A 25,733-nucleotide genomic window follows, 5' to 3' on the forward strand; every position below is an offset into this window, starting at 1 on the left:
GTGGTTTATGTTTGATTGAGGATTTTCTGTGCGTTCATTGTTCTGGCGTATTCTCGCGAGCTTCTGGCTGGCCATCGCATTGGTGGCCGGGTTGTCGATTCTGCTCGGGCATATGCTCAATCAGGACGCGTGGATCCTCAGCCGCCATCCGGGCCTCAACACCTTGGCCGGCGACTGGACGCAAACCTACGAAGCCCAGGGCGAGGAAGCCGCTCAGGACATCCTCGAACAACGCAAACGTCAATATCACATCGACGTCCAGGTGCTGAACGAATCCGGCGATCCGGTCGTACGCGGCACCTTCCCGCGCCGCGCCGCCGCGTTCGAAGCCCGGCAGAACAACGATGACCGCCGCCTGCCATGGCGCCGCCTCACTGACGAATTCACCAGCGAAAAAACCGGCGACACCTACCTGTTCATCTACCGCATCCCGCACCCGGAACTCGACGCCTGGCACCGCGAAAGCCTGCTTTGGCCGCTGAGTGCGTTGGGCATCGCGCTGGTCGTACTGACCCTGTTCAGCTTACTGGTAACTTTCTCCATCACCCGCCCGCTCAGTCGATTACGCGGCGCGGTGCATGATCTGGGGCAGACCACCTATCAGCAAAACAGCCTGGCCAAACTGGCCAACCGCCGCGATGAATTCGGCGTACTCGCCACCGACTTCAACCGCATGGGCGCGCGCTTGCAAAGCCTGATCGGCAGCCAGCGCCAGTTGCTGCGCGACGTTTCCCACGAATTACGTTCACCACTGGCGCGGCTGCGCATTGCCTTGGCGCTGGCCGAACGGGCCAACCCTGAAGAGCGCGAAAAACTCTGGCCACGCCTGACCCGCGAGTGCGATCGCCTCGAAGCGTTGATCAGCGAGATTCTGGTGCTGGCACGGGTCGATGCGGACAACGCCAGTGCGGAAGACGTGGACTTGAATGCCCTGCTGAGTACTTTGCAGAAGGACGCAAAACTCGGTTCGCCCGAGCAGACAGTGCGTCTGGACGTTGAACCGAATCTGCAACTCAAAGGTTGGCCGACGATGATTGAGCGGGCCGTCGATAATCTTCTGCGTAATGCTCAGCGCTTCAACCCCGAGGGTCAGGCGATTGAAATGCAGGCCTCGCGTCAGGGCGAAAAAATTATCGTCAGCGTGCGCGACCATGGGCCGGGGGTGCAGGCCGAACATTTGAGTCAGTTGGGTGAACCGTTCTATCGCGCGCCGGGGCAGACGGCGGCGGGACATGGTTTGGGCCTGGCGATTGCGCGCAGGGCGGCGGAACGGCATGGCGGGAGTTTGACGTTGGCCAATCATCCGCAGGGCGGGTTTGTCGCGAGTCTGGAATTGCCGTTGGTGCCGGGCGCGGTGGTTCAGCCGTAGATTTTCGATGATGCAAAAAGATCGCAGCCTGCGGCAGCTCCTACAGGAAAACGCATTCCAATGTAGGAGCTGCCGCAGGCTGCGATCTTTTGATTTTAAGCCTTACCGGGCCAGGCGCTGACGAACTCGGCCACGTCAACCTTCTCCGCCATACGCGGTTCTTTCTGCGGTGTGCCGAGGTAGAGGAATGCGATCACTTCTTCACCTTCCGCCAAGCCCAAACCCTGCGCCACGTGCCGGGAATACGCCAAATCCCCGGTACGCCACACCGCGCCAATCCCCTGCGCATACGCCGCCAGCAAAATCCCGTGCGCCGCACACCCGGCTGCGAGCAATTGCTCAGCTTTCGGATACTTCACGTGTTCTTGCAATTTAGCGATCACTACAACCACCAACGGCGCTCGCAGCGGCCCGTTGCGGGCCTTGTCGATCATCGCTTCAGTGACTTCGCCTGCCTGCTGCTGCGCCGCTTCGGCCAACAACTCGCCCATTTGCTCGCGCGCCGCGCCTTCGACGGTCAGGAAGCGATACGGCTGCAGATGCCCGTGATCCGGTGCGCGCATCGCGGCGCCAAACAAGGCTTCGCGCTGTTCGGCAGTAGGGGCCGGTTCGACCAGTCGTGGAACGGAAACACGGTTGAGCAACGCGTCGAGAGCCTGCATCGGCCACCTCCTGAAAAATATGTGCGGCTATTCTAGCTGTAACTGCCAACAGGATGCCGGTTTACATGCCCTGCCCCGCAGGTAGAATGGCGCCCTCCCCACCACAGCCCGAGCGGACTTCATGGCGTTGCCGACCTTACGGATCATTGGTTTCATCATCGGCATCTTCCTGATCACGCTGGCTGTCGCCATGGTCGTGCCCATGGCCACCCTGGTGATTTTCGATCGCACCAGCGATCTGCCGTCGTTCCTCTGGGCGAGCATGATCACCTTCGTCGCCGGCCTCGCGCTGGTGATTCCGGGCCGGCCCGAACACATTCACTTGCGCCCGCGCGACATGTATTTGCTCACCGTCAGCAGCTGGCTGGTGGTGTGCATTTTCGCCGCGCTGCCGTTTCTGCTGACCCAGCACATCAGCTACACCGACTCGTTCTTCGAGAGCATGTCCGGGATCACCGCCACCGGTTCGACCGTGCTCAATCATCTCGACGACATGTCCCCCGGCATCCTGATGTGGCGCTCGTTGCTGCACTGGATCGGCGGCATCGGCTTTATCGGTATGGCGGTGGCGATTCTGCCGCTGTTGCGCATCGGTGGCATGCGCCTGTTCCAGACCGAATCGTCCGACCGTTCGGAGAAGGTCATGCCGCGCTCGCACATGGTGGCGCGCCTGATCGTGGCGGCGTACGTCGGCATTACCATTGTCGGCAGCCTCGCATTCTGGTGGGCCGGGATGAGCCCGTTCGATGCGATCAACCACGCGATGTCGGCGATTTCCACCGGCGGTTTCTCGACCTCCGACCAGTCGCTGGCCAAGTGGACGCAACCGGCGGTGCACTGGGTTGCGGTGGTGATCATGATTCTCGGCAGCCTGCCGTTCACCCTGTACGTGGCGACCATGCGCGGCAACCGCAAGGCGTTGATCCGCGATCAGCAGGTGCAGGGTTTGCTGGGGATGTTGCTGGTGACCTGGCTGGTACTCGGCACCTGGTATTGGTGGACGACCAACCTGCATTGGCTGGACGCGCTGCGCCACGTAGCGCTGAACGTGACCTCGGTGGTCACCACCACTGGGTTCGCCCTCGGCGATTACAGCCTGTGGGGCAACTTCTCGCTGATGCTGTTTTTCTATCTGGGTTTTGTCGGCGGCTGCTCCGGCTCGACCGCGGGCGGGATCAAGATTTTCCGTTTCCAGGTTGCCTACATCCTGCTCAAGGCCAACCTTAATCAGTTGATTCATCCACGCGCGGTGATCAAGCAGAAGTACAACGGTCACCGTCTCGACGAAGAGATCGTGCGTTCGATTCTGACCTTTTCGTTCTTCTTCGCCATCACCATCTGCGTGATCGCCCTGCTGCTGTCGCTGCTCGGCGTCGACTGGATGACCGCGCTGACAGGCGCCGCCAGCACCGTGTCCGGCGTTGGCCCGGGCTTGGGCGAGACCATTGGCCCGGCGGGCAACTTTGCCACCCTGCCGGATGCGGCGAAGTGGATCCTGTCGTTCGGCATGCTGCTCGGCCGACTCGAGATCATTACTGTGTTTGTGCTGTGTATTCCGGCATTTTGGCGTCATTGACCGCGTTCGGCGCCTGCAACAGCCGCGCCCGGTAATCGCCGGGCGTGGTGTCGAACCAGCGGCGGAAGGCGCGGAAGAAGTTGCTCGGATCGGCAAAACCCAACAGATATGCGATTTCCAGCAAGGTCATGCTCGGTTGCGCCAAATACTGCTCGGCCAGTTCGCGGCGGGTGTCATCGAGCAACTGCTGAAAACTCGTGCCCTCCTCCTGCAACCGTCGCTGCAACGTACGCTGCGATAAATGCAGGGTCTGCGCCACGGTATCGCGCTTCGGTTCACCTTGCGGGAGTAAACGGCACAGCACCTGCCGTGCCTTGTGCGTGACCCGGCTCTCGGAAAACCGCGCCAGATATTCTCCGGCAAAACGATCGTGCAGCAGCGCCATCGCCTCGTTGGCGGTGGGCAGCGGCGCTTCCATGTCGGCGCGTTCGAAGATCAGCGCATCGTATGGCGCGTTGAACACCAACGGCGCATGGAAGGCTTGTTTATACGGTTCGAGATCGGCGGGTTGGGCGCCCTGCACCAACACTTTGACCGGGTGCAGCGTACGCCCGCTCAACCAGCCGCACAGGCCCAACGCGCAGGCCAGAGAGGCTTCGGCGCTTTGTCGGGTCGGCGGCAGATGATCGCCATGCACGGTCAGAATCAGCGCGTAGCCTTCTTCGAGCAGACGAAAACTCAGGTCGGCACTTTCGGCGATGATCCGCTGATAGCGCACCAGCCGTTGAAAGCCTTCAGCCAGCGTATTGCTCGACATCAGCGCGTAACCGGCGACATGAAACGATGCCGGTCGCACCACTTTGCCCATGTTCAGGCCGATCGCCGGATTACCGGACAGCTCGACCGCCCGTTGCCAGAGCCGGGTCATGGAGTCTTGCGGGAAGCGCGCATCCGGATCATCCAGAGCCGTGTAATCGAGCCCCAGTTGCTTGAACAGAACCCGGCAATCCAGGCCGTCCATCTCCAATGCTTTGACAATCCCCATCGCCCAGCTTGCAGAAGTCGTTCGTTCGCTCATGGCGTTTTTCTTTTACATGATGGGCCGCATGTTACGGCCTGATTTGCGAAGGATACTAAAGTGGCGCCGATTGTCACTGGCCCACGCCAATGATCACTCTAGACTCAAATAAGCTACCCGCAGAACAACTCGTCGCCAGAACAATAACCACAGAGAACGCGGTCGTGGAAAACATCAAGCAATTCAACAGCTTCGCTGAGTTCTATCCGTATTACCTCAGTGAGCACAACAACAGCACCTGCCGGCGTCTGCATTTCATCGGCACCTCGCTGGTTATTTTCATTCTGGCGATGACCATCGCCAAAGGCGCCTGGCTGCTGTTATTGGCCGTGCCATTGGCGGGGTACAGCTTTGCCTGGATCGGGCATTTCTTTTTCGAGAAGAACCGGCCAGCGACTTTCCAGCATCCGCTGTACAGCCTGCTCGGCGATTTCGTCATGTACCGCGACATGATTCTGGGTCGCGTGGCGTTCTAAACAATAAGAAACACGAGGTTTGCCGATGAATGCCAATGCCCGTTTCACCCATATGAAGGACGGTACGCAGGAAGACTGGGCGATCATCGCCTCGGACTTCAGCGCCTACGCCAAACAATTGCCCTCGCGGATCATGGCGCACCTGAAACTGCTTGAAGGCGACTTCGGCGGCTTCCCGGTGGATCGCCTGACCCACTCGCTGCAAACCGCAACCCGCGCCTTTCGTGATGGTCGCGACGAGGAATACGTGGTCTGCGCGTTGCTGCATGACATTGGCGACACTCTGGGTTCGTACAACCATCCGGACATTGCGGCGGCGATTCTCAAGCCGTTTGTCAGTGCCGATAATCTGTGGATGGTCGAGAAGCATGGGGTGTTTCAGGGTTATTACTTCTTTCATCACTTGGGCATGGATCGGCATTTGCGCGAGCAGTTCGCCGGGCATCCGCAGTATCAGGCGACGGCCGAGTTTTGCGCCAAGTACGATGCGGCTGCGTTTGATCCGGCGTATGACACGCTGCCGTTGAGCTTCTTTGAACCGATGATGGAACGCTTGTTTGCGCAGCCAAAGAACTCCATTTACAAGGCGGCGATGGAAGAACATAGCCCAGCCTAAGATCAAAAGATCGCAGCCTTCGGCAGCTCCTACACAGGTCTCATGTAGGAGCTGCCGAAGGCTGCGATCTTTTGCATTTAAGCGAGTTCGGCGACTTTGGCCGCTTTTAGCTCCGCCTCTCGCGCCTGTGCATCCGCCAGCCGATATAACTCGATCGTGCCATCCCAATGCTCGATCAGCGCCGTACACGACTCCACCCAATCGCCGCAGTTGAGGTAATCCACCTCGCCGACCTTACGAATCTCGGCATGGTGAATGTGCCCGCAGACCACCCCGTGCAACCCGCGCTTCACGCACTCATGGGCGATGGCTTCTTCGAAGTCGCTGATAAAACTCACCGCCGTCTTCACCTTGTGCTTGAGGTACGCCGACAGCGACCAATAGCCGTAGCCATAGCGCGCCCGCCAGTGGTTGAGCCAGCGATTCAGGGTCAGGGTAAATTCGTAGGCCGAATCGCCGAGGAAGGCCAGCCAGCGGTGATATCGGGTGATCACATCAAACTGATCGCCGTGAATCACCAACAGATGCCGACCGTCAGCCGTGACATGCACCGCTTCGTCGACCAACTGAATATTGCCGAGAATCAGCTTCGAGTAGCGGCGCAAGAACTCATCGTGATTGCCGGTGACGTAGATCACCTCGGTGCCGCGCTTGCTCATGGTGAGCAAGCGCCGGATCACGTTGGTGTGCGCTTGCGGCCAGTACATGCCGCCGCGCAGTTTCCAGCCGTCGATGATGTCGCCGACCAGATACACCTTGTCGGCGTGATAGCCCTTGAGGAACGTCGACAAGTGCTCGGCCTGGCAATCGCGCGTGCCCAGGTGCACGTCGGAGATCCACAGGGTTCGCACCCGTTGTTTGCGGCTGGGTCTGGCGAGCTCGGCGCTGGTCATGGGCAACCCTCTGCGATGTTTTCGCCACTCTGCGCGCGTCCGGTTAATCGACCATGACAGCCGCGAGTCAGTCGTGTGACAGCGCACACTGCGCCCGCCGGTGTAGACTGCAGACCTGCCCGGAGACTTGTTTATGCGCCCGATTCTCACCCTGCGTCAGTACACCCGCGATCTGATCGTGCACAGCCACGAGCACGCCCAACTGGTGTTCGGGCTGTCCGGCGCGCTGGATTTCGAGGTCGAGGGCCGTGGCAGTCAGGTGCGTCAGCAAAGTTTTGTGGTGATCCCTTCGGGCGCGCACCACGCTTGCGGCAGTCCCGATGGCAGTCGTTGCCTGGTGATGGACATTCCCGACGGGCAATGGCTGGTGGATTCGTTGGGTGAACATGCCGAGGCCAGCCGCCGCTTGCTCGATCAGCCTGCGCGCCTGTCGCTGGATTCCGGGCAGAGCCAGTTGGTCAGTTGGCTGGCGAACAGCCCGGTCAGCGATCCGTTGATCGCGCAGCAAGGCTCGGTGTTGCTGCTGGCCAGTCTCAATCATGCGAAACCAGCCGAACTGACTGCCCGCCGTTTGCCTTATGCGGCGCTGGATGCGCACATCGAGCAGAACGCGGCTTATCCGCTGCAAGTTGCCGATCTGGCGCGGGTTGCCGGGCTGTCGAGTGCGCGGCTGCATGCGCGGTTTATGGCGGAATGCGGGCAGACGCCGATGGATTACATGCGCAGTCGACGCCTGCATCTGGCGGTACAAATGTTGCGCGACACGCTTTTGCCGATGGGCGAGATTGCCAGTCGTGTCGGTTACAGCTCGCAGAGTGCCTTCTCGGCCGCCGTGCTGCGCGAGTTCGGCTCATCACCCGGCCAGCTTCGCCGCGATTCCGGCGACAAAAGACGATAGTCCGCCGACAGACTTACTGACCTCTACACGCTTAAATGTAGGAGCTGCCGAAGGCTGCGATCTTTGATCGTTCCCACGCTCTGCGTGGGAATGCAGCCCGTGACGCTCCGCGTCACTGGACGCAGAGCGTCCCCAGAGTCATTCCCACGCAGAGCGTGGGAACGATCGATTGTGTTTGAGATAGAAGGATTGCAATGACCCCGCGTACCGCCCTCGGCGCTCTGCATATTGGTGCTTTGATGTTTGGCCTGACCGGTGTGTTCGGCAAACTCGCTGCCGCCTCCCCCGCCGTGATCGTTTTCGGCCGCGCCGCTTTTGCCGTGCTCGCCCTGACGTTTTTCGCCCGTTTCGCCAGTGCGCAGGGCTGGCAAAAACTCGAGGCCGTGGACTGGCGTCGACTGATCCTCAGCGGCGTGTTGCTGGCCGGGCACTGGGTGAGTTTCTTCATTTCGGTGAAAGTCGCCGGCGTGGCCATCGCCACGTTGGGCTTCGCCAGTTTCCCGGCATTCACGGTGATTCTTGAAGGGCTGATCTTCCGCGAACGCATCCGTGCCAATGAAATTCTGCTGGTGGTGCTGGTCAGCGTCGGCCTGATTCTGGTGACTCCGGCGTTCGATCTGGGCAGCGGCGCCACCGTTGGTTTGCTCTGGTCGGTGCTGTCGGGGCTGCTGTTCTCATTGCTGTCGCTGACCAACCGCGCCAGCTCCGGACGCATTCCGGCGGTACAGGCGGCGCTGTGTCAAAACGTGGTGGTGGCGCTGTGTCTGCTGCCGGTTGCGGCGCCGCAATTGAGCGAAGTGCGCGCGCTTGACTGGTTGTGGATCGCCCTGCTCGGCGTGTTCTGCACCGGCGTCGCCCACAGCCTGTTCGTGGCCAGTCTGGCGGTGATCAAGGCGCGTACCGCAGCGGTGGTGTTCGCGATGGAGCCGGTCTACGGCATCACCGTCGCCTGGCTGCTGTTCGATGAAAACCCGACGCCGAAGATGTTGATCGGCGGCGCGCTGATCATTGTCGCCATCGTCGTCTCGGCGCGGATGTCAGGCAATGCCGACAAGAAAACCGTCGCCGCCGAGGCCGCGTCTCACTGAGTGCGGTCGTTGTGGCCGAGGTCGCGGTCAGGATCAATCTGATCGCGAACCCGCTGTTTCAGCACCTTGGCTTCCGGAAAACCACCGTCGGCCTTGCGCTCCCAGATCTGCACACCCGCGCAGGTAATCTGAAACACCCCGCCAGTGCCCGGCACCAACGAGACTTTGCCGAGGTCGTCGCCGAAGGTGCTGAGCAACTCCTGCGCCAGCCACGCGGCGCGCAACAGCCATTGGCATTGCGTGCAATAAGTGATGACAACTTCTGCTTTTGCGACAGTCATGTTCGCTACAACTCCTGAGACAGAGGGCGCCGCTATAATAGCCGGCTTTACCGCTTGCCCCGAGACTCACAATGCGCCGTCTGCTGTTCTGCCTGCTGCTTGGTTTTCTGCCCCTCTTCGTCCATGCCACTGAAGCGCCGCGCCCGAAAATCGGCCTGGTGCTGTCCGGCGGCGCCGCGCGCGGGCTGGCGCACATCGGCGTGCTCAAGGCTTTGGAAGAGCAAGGCATCAAGATCGATGCGATCGCCGGCACCAGCATGGGCGCGGTGGTCGGCGGCTTGTACGCCTCGGGTTACAAGATCGACGAGCTGGAAAAACTCGCGCTGAACATCGACTGGCAAGCCGCGCTGTCCGACGCGCCACCGCGTGAAGACGTGCCGTTTCGACGCAAGCAGGACGACCGCGATTTTCTGGTGAAACAGAAACTCAGCTTTCGCGACGACGGCAGCCTCGGCCTGCCGCTGGGTGTGATTCAGGGGCAAAACCTCGCGCTGCTGCTGGAAAGCCTGTTAGCCCACACCAGTGATACCCGCGATTTCGACAAACTGCCGATCCCCTTCCGCGCCGTGGCCACCGACATCGCCAACGGTGAGAAAGTGGTATTCCGCAAAGGCCATCTGCCGCAGGTGATTCGCGCGAGCATGTCGATCCCCGCTGTGTTCGCGCCGGTCGAACTCGATGGCCGGTTGCTGGTGGACGGCGGCATGACCGACAACATTCCGCTCGATGTGGCGCGGGAAATGGGCGTCGACATCGCCATCGTCGTCGACATCGGTACGCCGCTGCGCAACCGCAAACAACTGACCACCGTGGTCGACGTGCTCAACCAGTCGATCACCCTGATGACCCGGCGCAACTCGGAAGAACAACTCGCCGCGCTGCACGCCGATGACGTTTTGATTCAGCCGGCACTGGCCGCCTTCGGCGTCACCGATTTCGGCAAGGCCCAGGAAATGATCGACGCCGGCTACCGCGCGACCAAAGCCCTCGACGCCCGCCTCGCACAGCTCAGACCGATTGAATCCCAAGACGCCGAACTCAACGCCGCCCGCTCGCCGGGCCAGCGCACGCCGGTCATCACCGCCATTCGTGTGGAGAACGATTCGAAAGTCGATGATGACGTGATCCGCTACTACATCCGTCAACCCATCGGCGAACCGCTGGATCTGGGCCGACTGCATTCGGACATGGGCACCTTGTACGGCCTCGATTACTTCGAGCAGGTGCAATACCGCGTGGTGCACAAAGGTCAGGATCACACCCTGGTGATCAGCGCGCGCGGCAAACGCAGCGGCACCGATTACCTGCGCGTCGGCCTCAATCTGTCGGACGACATGCGCGGCGACAGCGCTTTCAACCTCGGCGCCAGCTACCGCGTCAACGGCATCAACCGCCTCGGCGCGGAATGGCTGACGCGTGCGCAGATCGGCGACAAACAAGAGCTTTACACCGAGTTCTATCAGCCGCTGGACGTCGGTTCGCGCTACTTCGTCGCGCCGTATGCATCGTTTGAAGCGCAGAACGTCGAGTCGATTCTCGATAATGATCCGATCGCGCAATACCGCGTCGAGCGCTACGGTTTCGGCCTCAACCTCGGCCGGCAGATCGGCAACAACGGCGAAGTGCGTTTCGGTGTTGGCGAGGCATGGGGCAAGGCTGATGTGCGCATTGGTGATCAGGATCTGCCGAGCGAAAGCTTTAACGAAGGCTTCTACTCGCTGAAGTACTCGTACGACTCGCTGGACAACGTTTACTACCCCCACGAAGGCAAGGACATCAGCCTGACGCTGACGCAATTCGAACCCGGCCTGGGCTCGGATACACGTTACCGGCAGTGGGATTTCAAGATCGACAAAGCCATGAGTCATGGCCCCGACACGCTGATCCTCGGCGGTCGTTACGGGCGCACGCTGGACGACGCCAATGTGGTGACATCGAGCTTCCTGCTCGGCGGCGCGCGGCAGTTGTCAGGGTTCCGGGAAGATGCGATTTCCGGGCAGAACGTCAGCCTGATGCGTGCCGTGTATTTCCGCCGCCTGACGCCGCGTTCGTACTTGCCGCTGGACTTCCCGCTGTACGCCGGTGCTTCGCTGGAGCGTGGGCGGGCGTGGAACAATGACAATGAGTTCGACAGTGGTTATATCAATGCGGCGAGTGTGTTTATCGGGTTTGACACGCCGCTGGGGCCGTTGAATTTCACGTATGGGTTGAATGATGCGGATGAGCAGGCGGTTTATCTGAATCTTGGGCAGACTTTTTGATTGATATTGTTTGGTCTGGCCCCTTCGCGAGCAGGCTCGCTCCCACAGTTTGGAATGCGTTCCCCTGTGGGAGCGAGCCTGCTCGCGAAAGCGTCAGTACATTCACCCATTCAATCAGATCAGCGAATCCCGGCTAACAACGTCCGCGCCGTCTGCTTTAGCGGTTCATCGCCCTCTTTGAGCAATTCATTAAGCAACGCAATCGCACTGTCGATATCGCCATCATCAATGCAGTTCTGCGCCTGCTCAAGCTTGCCGGCGCCCTCCTCCACTTCAGGCTCTGACAGTTGCAAATCCAGCGGCTCCAGCGTCAACGCCTGCGGATCACCAAACTCATTGAGGAAGTCATCATCCAGCGGCTGCGCATCCGGCTCGGGAATCCATTCCAGCTCCGACTCCTCCGACAATGGCTGAACCGGCGCTGGAGGGTTGTCCTGCAGATCCCAACTGGAATCCATCGACAGCTCGCCCAGATTCAATTCGAAATCATCCACGGGCGGCGTGGGTTCGGGCTGAGCGGCAGCGATCGGTGCGGCCACCAGAACCGGCGCAACACTCGTCAGCTTCGGATGCCGATCGCGAACTGCCTGTAACTCGTGTTCATCCACTCCAAGCTGTCGCAAGTGGTTTTCCTGTTGCTCGTACGCGGCGTTATCGCCTTGGCGCCCTAAAACTTCGAGCAGTTGCACCCCGAGGTCGATGCGTTCCGGTTCTTTGGCCAAGGCATCGCGCAGTAAGCCGACGGCCTCGCCGAGTCTTCCGTAAGCGAGGTAAATGCCCACCGCTTCCAGCACATCGCCTGCCGCGGGTTCTTCGCGGTGTTCGGCTGAAGCGTGGTGTCTGAATGAATCGGGACTTTGCGTTTCCTCGGTGTCGGGCTCGATGCCAAGTGGCAGAGACGGCGCGGCAACGGTTTGCGTTTGTTGGCGACGGCGCACGATCAACCCGCCAATCAGCGCGACCAACAACAGCACTAATCCGCCCAGCAGCAGCCAGTTGGGCGAATCATCTTCCGTAGCGACTGGCGCAACCACCGGAGCGGGTGCTGGCGTCACCACAGCTGGCGGCGGTTTCTGCAGTTCGGCCAGACGCGTCTGCAATTCGCCCATTTGTTTTTTGCCGTCGGTGATCAGCGCCTGTTGCTCCTGCAACTTGGCGTTTTGCTCTTCGATGGTTTTTTGCAATTGTTGATTGAGCAACACGCTGGCGGCTAACTGTTCAGCGACTGCATCGTTGGCCGGTGCGGCGGGAGTTGGTGGCGGCGGAGCAGTTTCGCGCTTGCCTTGCGCGGCCTGAACCGGCGCGGTCACAGGCTCGACAATTGGAAACGCAGAGGACTGCGCGCGGGGATCCGGCTCATCAGTGGCCGGTTCGATTCCCGGCGTCCCTGGCGGATCGATCAGCACCGTGTATTCGCGCAGCAAACGGCCGTTGGGCTGATTGAGCTGCACGAGGAAATTGAGGAAGGGTTCGTTAACCGGTTTGCTGGACGTCACCCGGATCATCTGGCGATTGCCATGCAGGATCGGGATGAACTTGAGGTCGTTGAGGAAAAACACCCGCTCGACCCCGGCCTCAGCGAACTCATCCGCCGTGGCCAGACGCACCGACAGATCGTTTTGCGTCAGCCCGCCGACATCCACCAACGCGATATCGGCCTTGAGCGGCTGATTGAGGCTTGAATGGATCGTAATGTCACCCAGCCCCAACGCCATCGACCACGTCGAGTAACTGAATAGCCCGGCCAGCAGCAGCCATTTGCCACCACCGCGCCGTACCACGTGCCAACTTGCGAGCATGAGCATCCCTTAAATAAGCAAAACCGACTTCTATGCGTTCGCACATCCGGTACGAACACGATATTGCCCAGTAGTTCTTATAGTCGGCTCAGTGCGATCTCTCAAAAAATCGGCACAGGGTTGTGCCTCAAGATTTTTCCAGGTTGGTCAGAATGTGCGCGTGAACACGCATGCACACTTTTAAATCCGCCTCGTCGACGCCTTCGAACAATTCGTGGCGCAACTGCGTGGCAATGGTTTCAATTTGTTCAATGAGCGGCAGCGCGGGGGCGCAGAGGACAATTTTTTTCGCCCGACGGTCTTCCATCACGGACTGGCGTTGCACCAGGCCCTGGCTTTCCAGACTATCGAGCAAGCGTGCGAGGGTCGGCCCTTCAACGCCGACGCTCTGCGCCAGCTCACGTTGGGTCGGCGCCTCTTCGAACCGCGCCAGATGCAGCAGCACCAGCCAGCGCGCCTGGGAAAGACCCAGCCCGGCGAGACGACGATCCAGTTCGGCGCGCCAGCCACGGGACATCTGGGCCAGTTGCATGCCAAAGCGGTGTTGATCGGTTAACGGCATAAAACACTCACGGTTAGTCTGAAAAATAAGGAATTTCTAATTATTAGCCAGCTAAGCATGAGCCGCAGTTATAGGCAAGAGTCGCTCTGTACTGAATCGTTACATCTTGAAGCCCCTCACCCTAGCCCTCTCCCGGAGGGAGAGGGGACTGATTGGGGGATATTGGGGAATTACGCCGACGTGATAGTGCGGCGTTGAATCCATAATCGACTCGGTCATTCAGGTCGATGTAGGACGCAAGACACCTCGGTCGGCCCCCTCTCCCTCTGGGAGAGGGCTGGGCGGGCGGCGTTCCGATGAGGGCCTGCAGCAAATTACATCTCAAATTCCGATTGCAACGCCGCCCGAACGCAATACAGCACGCCTTCCGGCACGCGCCCGGCGAACAACTCGGCAATCTCAGCGACCGACGGCAACTCACCCTCGCCATCAAGAAACGCATCCTGCACTTCGCCCATCAACTCCTCAGGCAGATCCAGCGCCTGCTCCAGCGACAACTGCTGCTTGCCGATGGCTTCGGCGAGCATGGTGTAAACGTTCTTCTCCGAACATTGCAACTGACCGGCAATCTGCAACGGCGTCATACCCGCGCGGGCCAAAGTGATCAGCTCATGGCGCACATCGGCCACGACTTTCGGCGCCTCGACCTCGCCACCGAGCACTTCGAGGAAAGCATCGCCGTAACGCTCAAGTTTGCGCGCACCGACACCACTGACCCGGGCCATTTCCGCCAACGAAGTCGGTTGGCTGCGGAGCATTTCCAGCAACGTCGAATCCGGGAAAATAACGTACGGCGGCACGCCATGTTCTTCGGCGAGTTTGCGCCGCAACGCACGCAGCGCTTCCCACTGTTCGCGCTCTTCGCCGCGCACCAGTTGGCTGGCCGGGCTCTTGCTGCCGCTTTTCGCAGTGACTTGCGGCTTGAGGTCGCGGCGCAGCTCCAGGCTCACTTCGCCCTTGAGCAGCGGTCGGCAGCTATCGTTCAATCGCAGACCGCCATAACCTTCGTGATCGACATCCGCCAGGCCCCGCGCCACCAACTGACGGAACAGCGAGCGCCATTCGCTCTCGCTCAACGCCTTGCCAACGCCCCACACCGACAAATGCTGATGACCGAAGCTGCGGATTTTTTCGTTGTCCTTGCCCAGCAGCACATCGACCAAATGACCGACACCATAACGCTGGCCAGTGCGGAAAATCGCCGACAACGCCTGACGCGCAGGCTCGGTGGCGTCCCAGGTCTGCACGCCATCGACGCAGTTGTCGCAGTGGCCGCACGGCTCGGGCATGTCTTCGTCGAAATACGCCAGCAAGGTCTGACGACGGCAGCGGGTTTCTTCGCAGAGCGAGAGCATCGCGTCGAGCTTGTGCTGCTCCAGACGCTTGTGGCGCTCGTCGCCTTCGGAGTTTTGCAGCATCTGCTTGAGCATCACCACGTCTTGCAGACCGTAGGCCATCCACGCGTCCGCCGGCAGACCATCACGGCCGCCGCGACCGGTTTCCTGGTAATACGCCTCAAGGGATTTCGGCAGATCGAGGTGGGCGACGAAGCGCACGTTGGGCTTGTCGATGCCCATGCCGAACGCCACGGTGGCGACCATGATCAGGCCTTCCTCATTAAGGAAGCGCTTCTGGTTGAAGGCACGCAGATCGTTGGGCAGACCGGCGTGATACGGCAACGCCGGGAAACCCTGCTCGCTCAGGAACGTCGCGACTTCTTCAACCTTCTTGCGCGACAGGCAATAGACGATGCCCGCGTCGCTGCGTCGCTCGGCCAAAAACGCCAGCAACTGCTTGCGCGGCTGCTCTTTCGGCACGATGCGGTAAAAGATGTTCGGGCGGTCAAAGCTCGACAGGAAACGCTCGGCGTTCTGCAGGTGCAGACGCGTGACGATTTCTTCGCGGGTACGTTTGTCGGCGGTGGCGGTCAGGGCGATGCGCGGCACATCGGGAAACAGTTCCGCCAGTTGACCGAGTTGCAGGTATTCCGGGCGGAAATCGTGACCCCATTGCGATACGCAGTGCGCTTCGTCGATGGCGAACAGGGCGATGTCCAGGCTCTGCAGGAACGACAGCATGCGCGGCTGCACCAGACGCTCGGGCGCCAGGTACAACATCTTCACTTCACCGCGTTTGATTCGTGCGGCGAGGTCGCGCTGCTGTTCGGCGCTCAGTGTCGAGTTCAGCGCGGCCGCCGCGACGCCCAGCTCTTCAAGAGTGGCGACCTGGTCGTCCATCAACGCGATCAGCGGCGAGACCACCACTGCCAGGCCTTCGCGCAACAGCGCCGGCACCTGGAAGCACAGGGATTTGCCGCCACCGGTAGGCATCAGAACCAGTGCGTCACCGCCGCTGGCCACGCGCTCAATGATTGCACCCTGACGGCCACGAAAACTGTCGTAGCCGAAGATGTCCTTGAGGACGCGTTGAGCCTGTTCGAGCATAGAAACTCCAAAAATCACAAAAACATCCCTGCAAGGCTGGTTCATGACGGGCAAAGCTGCACCGCTGAATCGTAAGAACGCATTGCATGACGGCCGCAATGCGGGCAGGGATCGCAAAACGCGGCAGTATACCCGAGGCCTTCCCTGCACAGGGCGACACCCGTCGATACAATCTGCGATGCGCCCCTGTCTCCTGTAGGAGCTGCCGAAGGCTGCGATCTTTTGATGTGGTTTTTAAAAGATCAAAAGATCGCAGCCTTCGGCAACTCCTACAGGGGATTAGGTTGTTCTGCCCGGCAAATCTGCCGTGCGGCTGGCTTGAGCGCGCAAGAAGGCCTAGAATTCCCGCATTGTTTATTCCCCCAAGGTAGCCCCGTAATGTCCTTCGCTGAGCAACTAACCCGCCTGCAAGTCTTCCTCGACGCCGACGAGCTGCACGACGAGGCGCTGGATTACGTGGCCGCTCACGGCTACCTGACCGCCCTGTCGATCTGCTCGGACGTTGTGCCGGATCGCGAGTGGATCGACGCGCTGTTCGCCGAAGAGCCGCACTACAGCGGTGAAGCCCAGCGCGAAGAAATCGAAGCCACGCTGATCGGCCTCAAGGCGCACATCGCCCGTCAACTGGCGTCGGATGAAGAATTCGAGCTGCCGTGCGAACTGGATCTGGGTGAAGATCCGGACGATTCCGAACTGCGCGGCTGGTGCATCGGTTTCATGGAAGGCGTGTTCCTGCGCGAAGCCGCCTGGTTCGAAACCGCTGAAGAAGAAGTCAGCGAAATGCTTCTGCCGATCATGGTCGGTTCTGGCCTGTTCGACGAACAGCCTGAGTTCGAAGACATCGCCAAAGACGCCAACCTGATGGACGACATGATCGTGCAGATCCCGGAAGCCCTGACCGCGCTGTACTTGCTGTGCCAGGCGCCAGACGAAAAACCGGCGATCCTCAAGCCACGTCACCACTAAGATCCGGCCTATGGACAACCCCATAGGCAACCGCTCCCTGATGCTGCGCTACATCCTGCTGGCCGTCGGCTGGCTCAGCGTGGCATTGGGGGTGATCGGTATTTTCTTGCCTGTTCTCCCCACCACACCTTTCCTGCTGCTGGCCGCCGCGTGCTTTGCCCGCAGCTCTCCGCGTTTCTATCGCTGGCTGGTCGAGCATCCCCGGCTCGGGCCATGGATTCGTGACTATCTCGAAGGCAACGGCATTCCGCTCAAGGGCAAGGTCTACGCGATCGGACTGATGTGGGCCAGCATCCTGTTCTCGTGTTATCTGGTGCCAATGCCGTGGGCGCGCGGGTTTATGTTGACCAGTGCGGTGTTGGTGACGGTTTATATTTTGCGACAGAAGACCCTTCCCAAGCGCTGAGGCTTCCCGCTGACCGTTCGTCTTGAAACCACCCTACCCTGTCAGATCTGACAGGTGACGCCACACCCGTTTCCAGCCATAAATCACTCCGTTGCCCCACCGCTCAACGGAGCCGTCCATGCTTACCCCCAACCTTCCCGATGCCGAAACATTGATCCTCGACCAACTCGATATCCCCGGTAAAACCGGGCCGGTGTCGGAGTCACCAAAGGTCTGGGGCATCAATATTGCGGCGGCGTTGGGTAATTTCCCGCGTCAAGGCTTGCTCTGCCGCGCCGGGCCGTGGACACCAATGGAAATTGGGGATCAGCTCAAGGTGTTCTGGAACAAGGATGTGGAAGTCCTGCAGAAAACCGTTGGCCCGGCGGACGTCAACACGACGCTGCAAATGTTCGTGCCTTCGGCGCGCATCCCGGAAGGCCGGGCCGTCGGGTATTACAGCGTCAAGCGCCTCGGTCAGGCCTGGGAGCCGTCCGAAGACATGCAGGTACTGGTCAAACTCACCCGCCCTGGTGGTCATGACGACAACAACGATCCCGGCCACTCCAAGCTGATCATGCACTTGCCGCAGGACATCCTCGACGGCGGCATTGATAAGGAAAACGTGGCCGCCGGTGTTCCGGTCGCCATCGAGTCGTATCCAGACATTGCCGCCGGTGATGTGATTCAAGTGAGTTGGGGCGGTGTGTTTGTGCTCAGTGCGCCCCTGTCTCAGGATCAGGCGGACGGCAAGGTGCCGCTGGTGGTGCACGTCAGCGAGGCGGTCATTCGTGAGGCCGGGGATTCTGACGGGGTGGGTTTGTCCGTGGCCTTTGAGGTCTACGACAAGGTCGACAATCGCTCCGAGGACTGGAGCGCGGCACAACGGGTGGTGGTCGCGATCGACGCCAGCAGGCTGGAAGCGCCGATTCTCAAGGAAGCGCAGAGCAACGTGCTCGACATCGACCAACTGGGCGATGCCCCAGGCACGGCGCAGGTCTGGGTCACGACTGGCGGATCGTTCCAGCCCGGTGACACCCCGATCATCCGGGTCAAGGGCACGCCCGTGGAGGGCCTGCCGATCGATGTCGAGTTCACCGGCGAGCCGTTGACCAGCGTGCCCACCACCGCCGAAATCCCCATCGCCAACGCCGTGCTGCGGCAGATGGCCAAGTCCCAGATCGCCTTGTCCTATCGCCTGAAGAAGGCCAGCGGCGCGCCCGACTTGCCTTCCAAATCACAATTCATCAGCGCCATCGGTGCGATCAAACGCCTGGCCGCCCCCAAAGCACTGGACGCCGTGAATGGCGCGCTCGACCCGACGTTGAAACAGGTGCGCATCGAGATTCCGTTCGACACCTCATTTGACAAGGGCCAGGCGATCAAACTGTTCTGGCTCGGCACCCGCCCGGAACTCACCCCTTACCTTCCGGAACTGCCACTGTACCCGCTCACTGCGGGCGACATCAGTGCCGGCAAACCGCTGCTGATCCCCATCGACGGCGCGCATTTGACGCCGATCATCGGCGGCAAACTGGAGCTCTACTATCAGTTGCTGATCGAGGACGCCGCGCTCGGCGCGATGAACCATGTCAACGCCACCCATGCCATCCGCGAATCCATTCACGCCGATATTCTGCAGGTCGGCGAGCCACGCCTGGAACTGCCCGAACCCGTAGTGGCCGGCCTGATCGACGGCGCGTTACCCGGCGACACCGCTGGTACAACGTTGACGGTGAACTACCTCAACACGGCCAAGGGTGATGAGGTGATTTACGAATGGATCGGTTCGAAAACCGGCACGAAAACGGACGGGATCACGCTGTCGTCTTTGACTGAGGGCAAACCGGTTGCGTTCAGGATTGAGGCTGAGTTCATCAGCGGCAACAACAACGGAACGGTATTAGCGAAGTACCTCATCAAGCGTGCGGCGGGTGGGACGAGTTATTCGAATGCGCTGGAGTTCAGGGTTGGCAACGCGCTGGAAAATCCACTCCCGATCGCTCGACTTCCACAGGCTACGGGTAGCGGTGCCAGTGTGACTTTGGCACCGCTCGATGCCCAAACGGGTGCAAAGGTTATCGTGGCTTACGCGGGCATGAACGACGGCCATTCCATCCAACTGACTATGGTCGGCAAACCTGGTGCCGGTTCGCCGAGCATTCCGGCCAAAACCGGTTCAAGCAGCGGCAGCATCGAGTTTCTGATTGAACCGGAAGCCATTGCCGCGAACATCGGCAATGGTTCAACAACGTTTACGCTCACGTACGAAGTGACGCTGGGCAGCAACAAAATTCCGTCGCTGCCGTTGACGGTAACGATGACGCCGCTGCCAGCGGCGGAGCTGGACAAGCTATCTATCTTGCAGGCTGATGGCGATGAACTGGATTTGAGCAAAGTTACGGCGGGCGCCACCGTACGTGCGGGCGTGTGGGCGTTTATCAAGGCGGGCCAACCTGTCTGGTTAACGCTCAAGGGAAAGAACGCGCAGGGTGGCGAGCATAACCATGTGGTGTGGAAAGTGCCGGGGGCAGCGGTTAATCAGACTTGGATCAATGGGGGTAAATATGATCAGCCGGTGCCTTATACCTATTTTAAGGATCTGGCACATGGCACGGAGCTGGAACTCCATTTCAAGGCTGCGTTGACGTCGAGCCAGGTTGAGGCGGATGCGATTGTCGTGCCGGTGAAGCGTTACAGGGTCAAGGCTGTGGAGGATGTGAAACCGGTGATCGGCTCGGTGATCGACTCCAAAGGCGTCGCAATCCCTCAAAACGGTCTCACCGTTGATTCCAGTGTCAAGGTCAGCGGCACGGCGACACCCCATCAGACCATCCTGATTTACAACAACAGCGTGAGCACTGGAGGCTTCGCAACAGCAGATGCTCAAGGTAAATGGGAACGGGATTTGGTAGGACTGGCCCAGGGCGACTGCAACCTTACTGCTGTTGCGCAATACGGCAGCAATCCGGTATCGGTGATATGGAAAATCATCGTCACGCCGATGGTCACGCCGACCATTACCTCGATCAAGGACAGCAAGGGTGTCGAGATTCCTCCTGGCGGAATCACCATTGATACCAGTGTGACGATCACCGGGACGGCGAGTAAAGGGCAGAAGGTCGATGTGAGGGATGGCACGATCCCCAAAGACAAGCCGATTGCAGATCCGGTGACCGGAGTCTGGACACTTGTGGTTTCAGGATTGAGCATCGCGGCGCACAGTTTTACCGCGAAAGCAGAGTACGGCGCAGGGCCGGTGTCGGCGGCACGCACCTTAACCGTTGCAGCGCTCGCCACACCCACGATCACTTCAGTTAAAGACCCCTACGGTAAAGAAGTCCCCAACGGTTCCACCATTACCAATGACAACGTCACCCTGACCGGTACAGCCACGGCGGGTCTGGAGGTCGATATCTTCGACGGGACGACTCCCAAAGGCACTGCCACCGTCAACACCAGCGGCGTTTGGACACGTGGTGTTGGTGGCTTGGTCAACGGGCCGCACAGCCTGACCGCCAAAGGCATTTACGGCAGCAATCCGGTATCGGTTCCCCGTACTTTTGTTGTGGCAGATGCACTGGTTCCAGCGATTACTTCGGTGAAAGATTCCAAGGGCATCGACATCCCGCAAAACGGCACGACAGTCGACACTAACGTGACGCTCACGGGCACAGGTACGGCGAACCGTGCAGTGGATATATATGACGGCGTAACATTAAAAAATTCGGCGCCGATCAATGCCCAAGGGGTCTGGATCTACACCGCGGCAGGTTTATCCATCGCCGCTCACGCCTTCAAGGCAAAAGCCAAATATGGCAGTGAGACGGAGTCGCCAGTTCGAAATTTTACAGTTACAGCCAAACAAAACATAACGGAAGATTGGGAACAAACTCCACCCATAACCATCCCTCACTACCTCACTTATTATTCTCCCCGTCGTTTAGCTCTATTACTAGAGCCATTCGTAGCTACACCAGGGAGCTCAGGTATCTACTATTCAATCCCGAGCGTAGGACAAGTACTAGCGCTCCGGGCTGGAATTACTTGCTTTGTTACATTTCCCGGGCTTGCGGCAACATTTGAAATTGGGTACTACAATGGGCTAGACACCACAACAACACTCGTGGTTTATGACGAAAAAAAAACACAGCGATCTTTCGTGAAAACCTTGAACCAAATAATGGGAGTTACAAAACCAAAAAAATAGATATTGGAATAAACTGCCATTTTTTCTCTTTAATAGTCAATGGTACTTTAGGAGTTTCAGCAGTTTCAATAACAAGCATAACCTGGCTTCAAGTCTAGCGTTTGGAAACCGGGGAGGATTTATTCAAAAATAAATCCTCCCCTATACGTCACGTTAACTGCTTGTCCACATCTCAGAATTAATCAATCGGAACCAAATTATCCAACACCTGATTCACCGCCAGTTCCCCCAACATCACAACCTGCGCAATCCCCAACAGCGTCCGGCGATGAGTGCCTTCCAACATCCCCGCCAGATCGTTGATCATCACGCAAGCCGAACCGAGGCTCTCACTGGCGTCGGCTAATAGAGGTTCGTTCGCGCTAGCCGGGTTGACCATGAACAAACGGTTGGACACATAAGGTGCAGCCATGATTTCGGCGGTGGGTGGGCCGAGGTAGTGGTCGAGGGCGCGCTCGGCGGCTTCGTGGAATTTCTTTGAGTCGGATGATTCGTAGGGCGATGCCGGATCGGTGGCCGGTGGGTTTGGCGTTACTTTGAACATAGTTACTTTCTCAATAGAGGCCGCAACCATCCCGCTGCTAAACGTTTGGGTGGCAGCTGTACGCAAGTTAGCAGACCGGATAAGTAACAAAACCGGCGCGTCCGAAGACGCCATGCGCACAGCCACCATTTAGTGCAGGCGAAAAAACGCCTGACTGAATATCGCTCATGCAACCGTTGTTACCTATCGGGCTGCTAAACCCGATCACTGGAAATCAGTGACCCGATCCAAGTTACCGACCTGCCCCCAGGCGCACAAGCCGGCGGATTCTGTCTTACGCGTAGGCAATGGCGCAACGTTTTGTGGGCTTCAGGACGTAACACCCGGTGTCTTTTAAACGCGCACATTAAACGGCGCTCATTGCCTATGCCAATTAGCGAACCGTCCGACAGACTTCGTCGCCAACTCACCGACCGTTCGTCTCAAACCACCCCGCCCCTGTCAGATCTGACAGTAGCCAACTTGCTTCCCGTAATGCTCAATCACAAGACCCGGCGCGTCTGCCAACGATCGCGCCCCTCCCACAGCAAGGAAGCTTGCCATGCCCAGCCACTCGCCCTTTCTGTTCCCGCCATGCGATGACCAAAACGCGCCGTTTGCCCTGCGCCCCTTACTGATCGCGGGCATGGTGCAGCCGATTGTCGAGGGCGATGGCGGGATCAATATTGCCGTCGTCAGCGACCATGCCGAAGGCCTGCTCTGCTTGATTAATTCGTATCTGGGCATGCGCGCTGGCGACAGCCATGACATCTTTTGGGAAACCAAAGTGATTTTCCGCAAGACCGTCGAGCCCGGCGACGTCGATAAGCCGATGTACTTTTTCCTGCCCGTCGATGGTCTGGCCTCAGGTTGGGTCGAGCAGTGTTATTACCAACTGACTCGCGCCGGTGCAACGGCGCCGGACGACCCTTCCGTGCCCTTGCGATTGCTGGTCAAACTCTTTCGACCGGGCGGGCGCGACCGGGAACCGCATCTGCCGGATGGCCACTCGGAATTGAAGATTGTGCAACTGCCCCCGGATCTGGTCGACCAAGGTGTCATCGATGCCGCATGGGCGGAAAAAGGTGTGCTGGTGACGATTCCGTTCTACCCGGACATGACCCTGCGTGACTCGATTTTGCTGCGTTGGGGCAGTGTCGCGCTGACGCCTTATCGGGTCACGCAGGCGCATGTCGATCGACTGCAACCGATCGTCATCGTGGTTGATCAGGAGGCGATTCTGGCGGGCGGCGATGGCAAGAAGCTGGAGATCAAATACGACCTTTACGATGAAACCTGGAACTGGGCGGTGCGCCATTCCAAGCGCACCCACATCGACGTGGACGCCGGTGCCTGGCGACTGGACGCGCCGATCATCAAAGAAGCCATCAACGGGATCATTACCGTCCAGGATCTGAACAAGCAGCCGGTCACGGTTCAGGTGCGTGTAGCGGGTACGGATTTCGCGCGGGGCGATACGCTGACCATGACGTGGATCGGCACGCCGTTTAGCGGCCAGCCGCTGATTCACAGCGAGTCGCGCACGATCGAATCTGTTCCGGGCATTGTGGAAATAAACGTGCCCTACGAGGATGTCCGCGCCATTGCCATGGGCCGCGCCGATGCTTCTTATGTGCTGCGCAAAAACAGTGGTGGCCCGCCGTTGTCGTCCAAGCGCACGTTCGCCGATGTGGTGGGAGCGGTGGTGATGCTACCCGAGCCGACGATCCGCGAGCTGATCGGCGATACGCTCGAACCGGATACCCCGCTGGCGACTGTGGATGTCCGCTATCCGGGCATGGCCAACGGCGACTTGATCAATTTGATCTGGCTGGGCACTCAATCGGACGGCGTGCCTTATCCGCATGAAGAACAACACACGGTCACTCGCAATGAAGCTGAAGCGAAGCTCATTACTTTTCAGATCAAGAACCAACACATCAAAGTGCTTGATGGCGGCAGCCTGGATTTGTCCTATCGCGTGAGCAATGACAACGTGACGCTGTATGGCGTAAGCGAGTCCGATCGGCTGCTGGCCAAGGTTCAGGTCATTCACGCGACACTGCCGGCGCCCCAAGTTCCGGAGGCAACCAACGGTGTGCTCGACCCTGACAACGTCAGCGACAACGTCACCGTACTGGTGAATTTCCCCGGAACGCACAAGGATGACATCCTCACCTACTATTGGACTGGCCCCGGTGCCAGTACTTCCGACTGGGTTCCGATTACCAGCCTGATCATCGGCAAACCCGTGAGATTTCGACTGGATGCCCGGTACGTTCACGCCAATACCGGGCAATCGATCAAGGTGCGCTATTCGTTGCTGCGAGCAGCCACAAACCAGTTTGAATATTCGGCGGGGCTCGACCTGCTCATCGGCGAACAGGTCGGCGTTTTGCCTGCACCGACCGTTATTCAAGCCGCTGACGGCACACTGAACCCGATGGATGCATTGAAGGGTGTCGACATCAACGTCAGCTATCCCGACATGAAGCCTGATCAAGACATCATCCGGCTGAAATGGCTTGGCACGCCGGGCGCGGGAACTTCCGACGATCTGGAACTGCCAGGCGACGCCAGTGGTAGCGTCGCGTTTCACCTGCCTCCGACCGTGGTCGCTGCCAACCTCTCCAAGCGCGTCGAGGTTGAATACGAAGTGAAGCGTCATGCACGGCCAACCCCTTCGCAAACTCTGGATCTGTTGGTCTCGGGATTTCAAAACCCCGAAACCGAACTGCCCCGCCCCCTCGTCGTACAGGCAACGGGCAATGTCCTCGACTTGACGACGTTTACCGGCGATGCGACGACACGCGTGTCTGTCTGGCCGTTAATTGCGCTCAAACAACGCGTGTGGCTGGCACTCGAGGGGCAAACAAGCACCGGCACAGACCATCGAGTGATCTTGCTCGACGGCGTTGAAATGTCTGATGCGCAGGTCGGCAACGGGCTCAATGCAGGGTTACTCAGAAGCGAAGTGGTGAAATTGGGACATGCCACGTCGGCGAAGGTGATCTGCAAGGTTGCCTTCGATGGCGGGACGGTGGAATCGGCAGCGATTGTTTTTCCGGTATTGGAATTGACCGTTAGAACGCGTTACGACTACGTCACTCCAACGATTACCGAAGTGAGCGACTCACAGGGACAGGTTCCGGAGGGCGGTACGACTTTCGACAAGCAGGTGACCGTCAAGGGCACTGCGACCCGGGGAGAAAACGTTGCATTATTTGACGGGACGACGCCACTCGGGACGGCCGACGTTACCGACAGTGGGATCTGGAGCAAAGTGCTATCCGGATTGGCGGTGAAGAGCTACCAGATCATCGCCTCGGCACTGTACGACTCAGATCCCGTGGCGAGCAAACCTCGCGGGTTTTCAGTTGCGCAAGCCGTTGCGCCGACCATTGCCAATGTCACCGATTCCAAAGGCACTGTTGCCCATGGCGGCACCACGTTCGATCACTCTGTCACCGTCACCGGCAAGGCCAGTCCGAATCAGAAAGTCCGTCTGCGCGATGGCAGCACTTCGTTGGGCGAACCGACTGCCAACGCCTCGGGTGACTGGAGCCAGGTCGTCACTGGTTTGACTATCAAAGGTTACAGCCTCACCGCACTGGCGTTGTATGGCGATGGTGCGGAGTCTGCGGCCCGAACCTTTACGGTGGCTCAATCCGTTGCGCCGACCATTGCCAATGTTACCGATTCCAAA

19 protein-coding genes are annotated in these 25,733 nt (G+C 59.3%); 11 read left to right on the forward strand and 8 right to left on the reverse strand.

The genetic code is table 11. The annotated features are described in order from the left end of the window. Positions 1 to 28 precede the first annotated feature (28 nt). On the forward strand, positions 29 to 1,369 hold the full coding sequence (locus ACIOMO_RS13125; protein ID WP_401241151.1) for a sensor histidine kinase: 1,341 nt from the start codon (positions 29 to 31) through the stop codon (positions 1,367 to 1,369). Between the two features lie 95 nt (positions 1,370 to 1,464). Here ACIOMO_RS13125 and ACIOMO_RS13130 read toward each other — a convergent pair whose 3' ends face one another. After that, positions 1,465 to 2,031 carry an NAD(P)H nitroreductase gene (locus ACIOMO_RS13130; RefSeq protein ID WP_401241153.1) on the reverse strand — a complete coding sequence of 189 codons (567 nt, stop codon included), beginning with the start codon at positions 2,029 to 2,031 and terminating at the stop codon, positions 1,465 to 1,467. 121 nt (positions 2,032 to 2,152) lie between these two features. Here ACIOMO_RS13130 and ACIOMO_RS13135 point away from each other — a divergent pair, with 121 nt between their 5' ends. Next, positions 2,153 to 3,607 (forward strand): TrkH family potassium uptake protein, encoded by a 1,455-nt coding sequence (locus ACIOMO_RS13135; protein ID WP_008087314.1) that lies wholly within the window; start codon positions 2,153 to 2,155, stop codon positions 3,605 to 3,607. Here ACIOMO_RS13135 and ACIOMO_RS13140 read toward each other — a convergent pair. Beyond that, on the reverse strand, positions 3,564 to 4,625 hold the full coding sequence (locus ACIOMO_RS13140) for an AraC family transcriptional regulator (protein ID WP_218187425.1): 1,062 nt from the start codon (positions 4,623 to 4,625) through the stop codon (positions 3,564 to 3,566). The genes ACIOMO_RS13135 and ACIOMO_RS13140 overlap by 44 nt on opposite strands. Positions 4,626 to 4,789: 164 nt before the next feature. Between ACIOMO_RS13140 and ACIOMO_RS13145 the strand changes: the two genes are divergently transcribed. Further along, positions 4,790 to 5,101 (forward strand): Mpo1-like protein, encoded by a 312-nt coding sequence (locus ACIOMO_RS13145; RefSeq protein ID WP_401241158.1) that lies wholly within the window; start codon positions 4,790 to 4,792, stop codon positions 5,099 to 5,101. A 25-nt stretch (positions 5,102 to 5,126) separates the two neighbouring features. Continuing rightward, the gene (locus ACIOMO_RS13150; RefSeq protein ID WP_212545153.1) at positions 5,127 to 5,717 is read left to right on the forward strand and encodes an HD domain-containing protein; all 591 of its coding nucleotides are present in this window, start codon (positions 5,127 to 5,129) and stop codon (positions 5,715 to 5,717) included. Positions 5,718 to 5,794: 77 nt separating this feature from the next. Here the strand turns inward: ACIOMO_RS13150 and ACIOMO_RS13155 are convergent, their stop codons facing one another. Then, positions 5,795 to 6,610, reverse strand: coding sequence for a UDP-2,3-diacylglucosamine diphosphatase (locus ACIOMO_RS13155; RefSeq protein ID WP_053118250.1), 816 nt, complete (start codon positions 6,608 to 6,610; stop codon positions 5,795 to 5,797). Positions 6,611 to 6,743: 133 nt separating this feature from the next. Between ACIOMO_RS13155 and ACIOMO_RS13160 the strand changes: the two genes are divergently transcribed. Both ACIOMO_RS13160 and ACIOMO_RS13165 read left to right on the forward strand, forming a co-directional pair. After that, on the forward strand, positions 6,744 to 7,508 hold the full coding sequence (locus ACIOMO_RS13160; RefSeq protein WP_053118248.1) for an AraC family transcriptional regulator: 765 nt from the start codon (positions 6,744 to 6,746) through the stop codon (positions 7,506 to 7,508). 194 nt (positions 7,509 to 7,702) lie between these two features. Then, on the forward strand, positions 7,703 to 8,596 hold the full coding sequence (locus tag ACIOMO_RS13165; protein WP_401241162.1) for a DMT family transporter: 894 nt from the start codon (positions 7,703 to 7,705) through the stop codon (positions 8,594 to 8,596). On the opposite strand, the gene ACIOMO_RS13170 is transcribed toward ACIOMO_RS13165, so the two are convergent. Next, a complete protein-coding gene (locus tag ACIOMO_RS13170; RefSeq protein WP_122608951.1) occupies positions 8,590 to 8,877 on the reverse strand; it encodes a SelT/SelW/SelH family protein in 288 nt (95 codons plus the stop codon). The two genes, ACIOMO_RS13165 and ACIOMO_RS13170, sit on opposite strands and share 7 nt — an antisense overlap. A 71-nt stretch (positions 8,878 to 8,948) precedes the next feature. Here ACIOMO_RS13170 and ACIOMO_RS13175 point away from each other — a divergent pair, with 71 nt between their 5' ends. Then, a complete protein-coding gene (locus ACIOMO_RS13175) occupies positions 8,949 to 11,138 on the forward strand; it encodes a patatin-like phospholipase family protein (protein WP_401241165.1) in 2,190 nt (729 codons plus the stop codon). Between the two features lie 119 nt (positions 11,139 to 11,257). Here the strand turns inward: ACIOMO_RS13175 and ACIOMO_RS13180 are convergent, their stop codons facing one another. From ACIOMO_RS13180 to recQ, 3 genes are all read right to left on the reverse strand, one after another. Beyond that, entirely contained in the window at positions 11,258 to 12,937 is a 1,680-nt protein-coding gene (locus tag ACIOMO_RS13180; RefSeq protein WP_401241168.1) for a FimV/HubP family polar landmark protein, read from the reverse strand. A gap of 127 nt (positions 12,938 to 13,064) precedes the next feature. Beyond that, positions 13,065 to 13,499, reverse strand: coding sequence for a MarR family transcriptional regulator (locus ACIOMO_RS13185; protein WP_053118236.1), 435 nt, complete (start codon positions 13,497 to 13,499; stop codon positions 13,065 to 13,067). A gap of 314 nt (positions 13,500 to 13,813) precedes the next feature. Further along, positions 13,814 to 15,943 carry a DNA helicase RecQ gene (gene recQ, locus ACIOMO_RS13190; protein WP_053118234.1) on the reverse strand — a complete coding sequence of 710 codons (2,130 nt, stop codon included), beginning with the start codon at positions 15,941 to 15,943 and terminating at the stop codon, positions 13,814 to 13,816. A gap of 378 nt (positions 15,944 to 16,321) precedes the next feature. Here recQ and ACIOMO_RS13195 point away from each other — a divergent pair, with 378 nt between their 5' ends. The 3 genes from ACIOMO_RS13195 (at position 16,322) to ACIOMO_RS13205 (ending at position 21,504) form a co-directional block, all read left to right on the forward strand. Next, positions 16,322 to 16,909, forward strand: coding sequence for a YecA family protein (locus ACIOMO_RS13195; RefSeq protein WP_053118230.1), 588 nt, complete (start codon positions 16,322 to 16,324; stop codon positions 16,907 to 16,909). Positions 16,910 to 16,919: 10 nt separating this feature from the next. Continuing rightward, positions 16,920 to 17,315: a YbaN family protein gene (locus ACIOMO_RS13200; RefSeq protein ID WP_400750689.1), complete on the forward strand. Its 396-nt coding sequence runs from the start codon at positions 16,920 to 16,922 to the stop codon at positions 17,313 to 17,315. 118 nt (positions 17,316 to 17,433) lie between these two features. Further along, positions 17,434 to 21,504 (forward strand): hypothetical protein, encoded by a 4,071-nt coding sequence (locus ACIOMO_RS13205; RefSeq protein WP_401241171.1) that lies wholly within the window; start codon positions 17,434 to 17,436, stop codon positions 21,502 to 21,504. 178 nt (positions 21,505 to 21,682) lie between these two features. Here the strand turns inward: ACIOMO_RS13205 and ACIOMO_RS13210 are convergent, their stop codons facing one another. After that, positions 21,683 to 22,048: a DUF6124 family protein gene (locus ACIOMO_RS13210; RefSeq protein WP_401241174.1), complete on the reverse strand. Its 366-nt coding sequence runs from the start codon at positions 22,046 to 22,048 to the stop codon at positions 21,683 to 21,685. Positions 22,049 to 22,589: 541 nt separating this feature from the next. On the opposite strand from ACIOMO_RS13210, the gene ACIOMO_RS13215 reads away from it, so the two are divergent. After that, positions 22,590 to 25,733 (forward strand): Ig-like domain repeat protein (locus ACIOMO_RS13215; RefSeq protein ID WP_401241177.1); only part of this gene is annotated, 3,144 nt, incomplete at its 3' end.

The organism is Pseudomonas sp. NPDC087804, assembly GCF_044742965.1.
Classification (GTDB): Bacteria; Pseudomonadota; Gammaproteobacteria; order Pseudomonadales; family Pseudomonadaceae; genus Aquipseudomonas; species Aquipseudomonas rustica.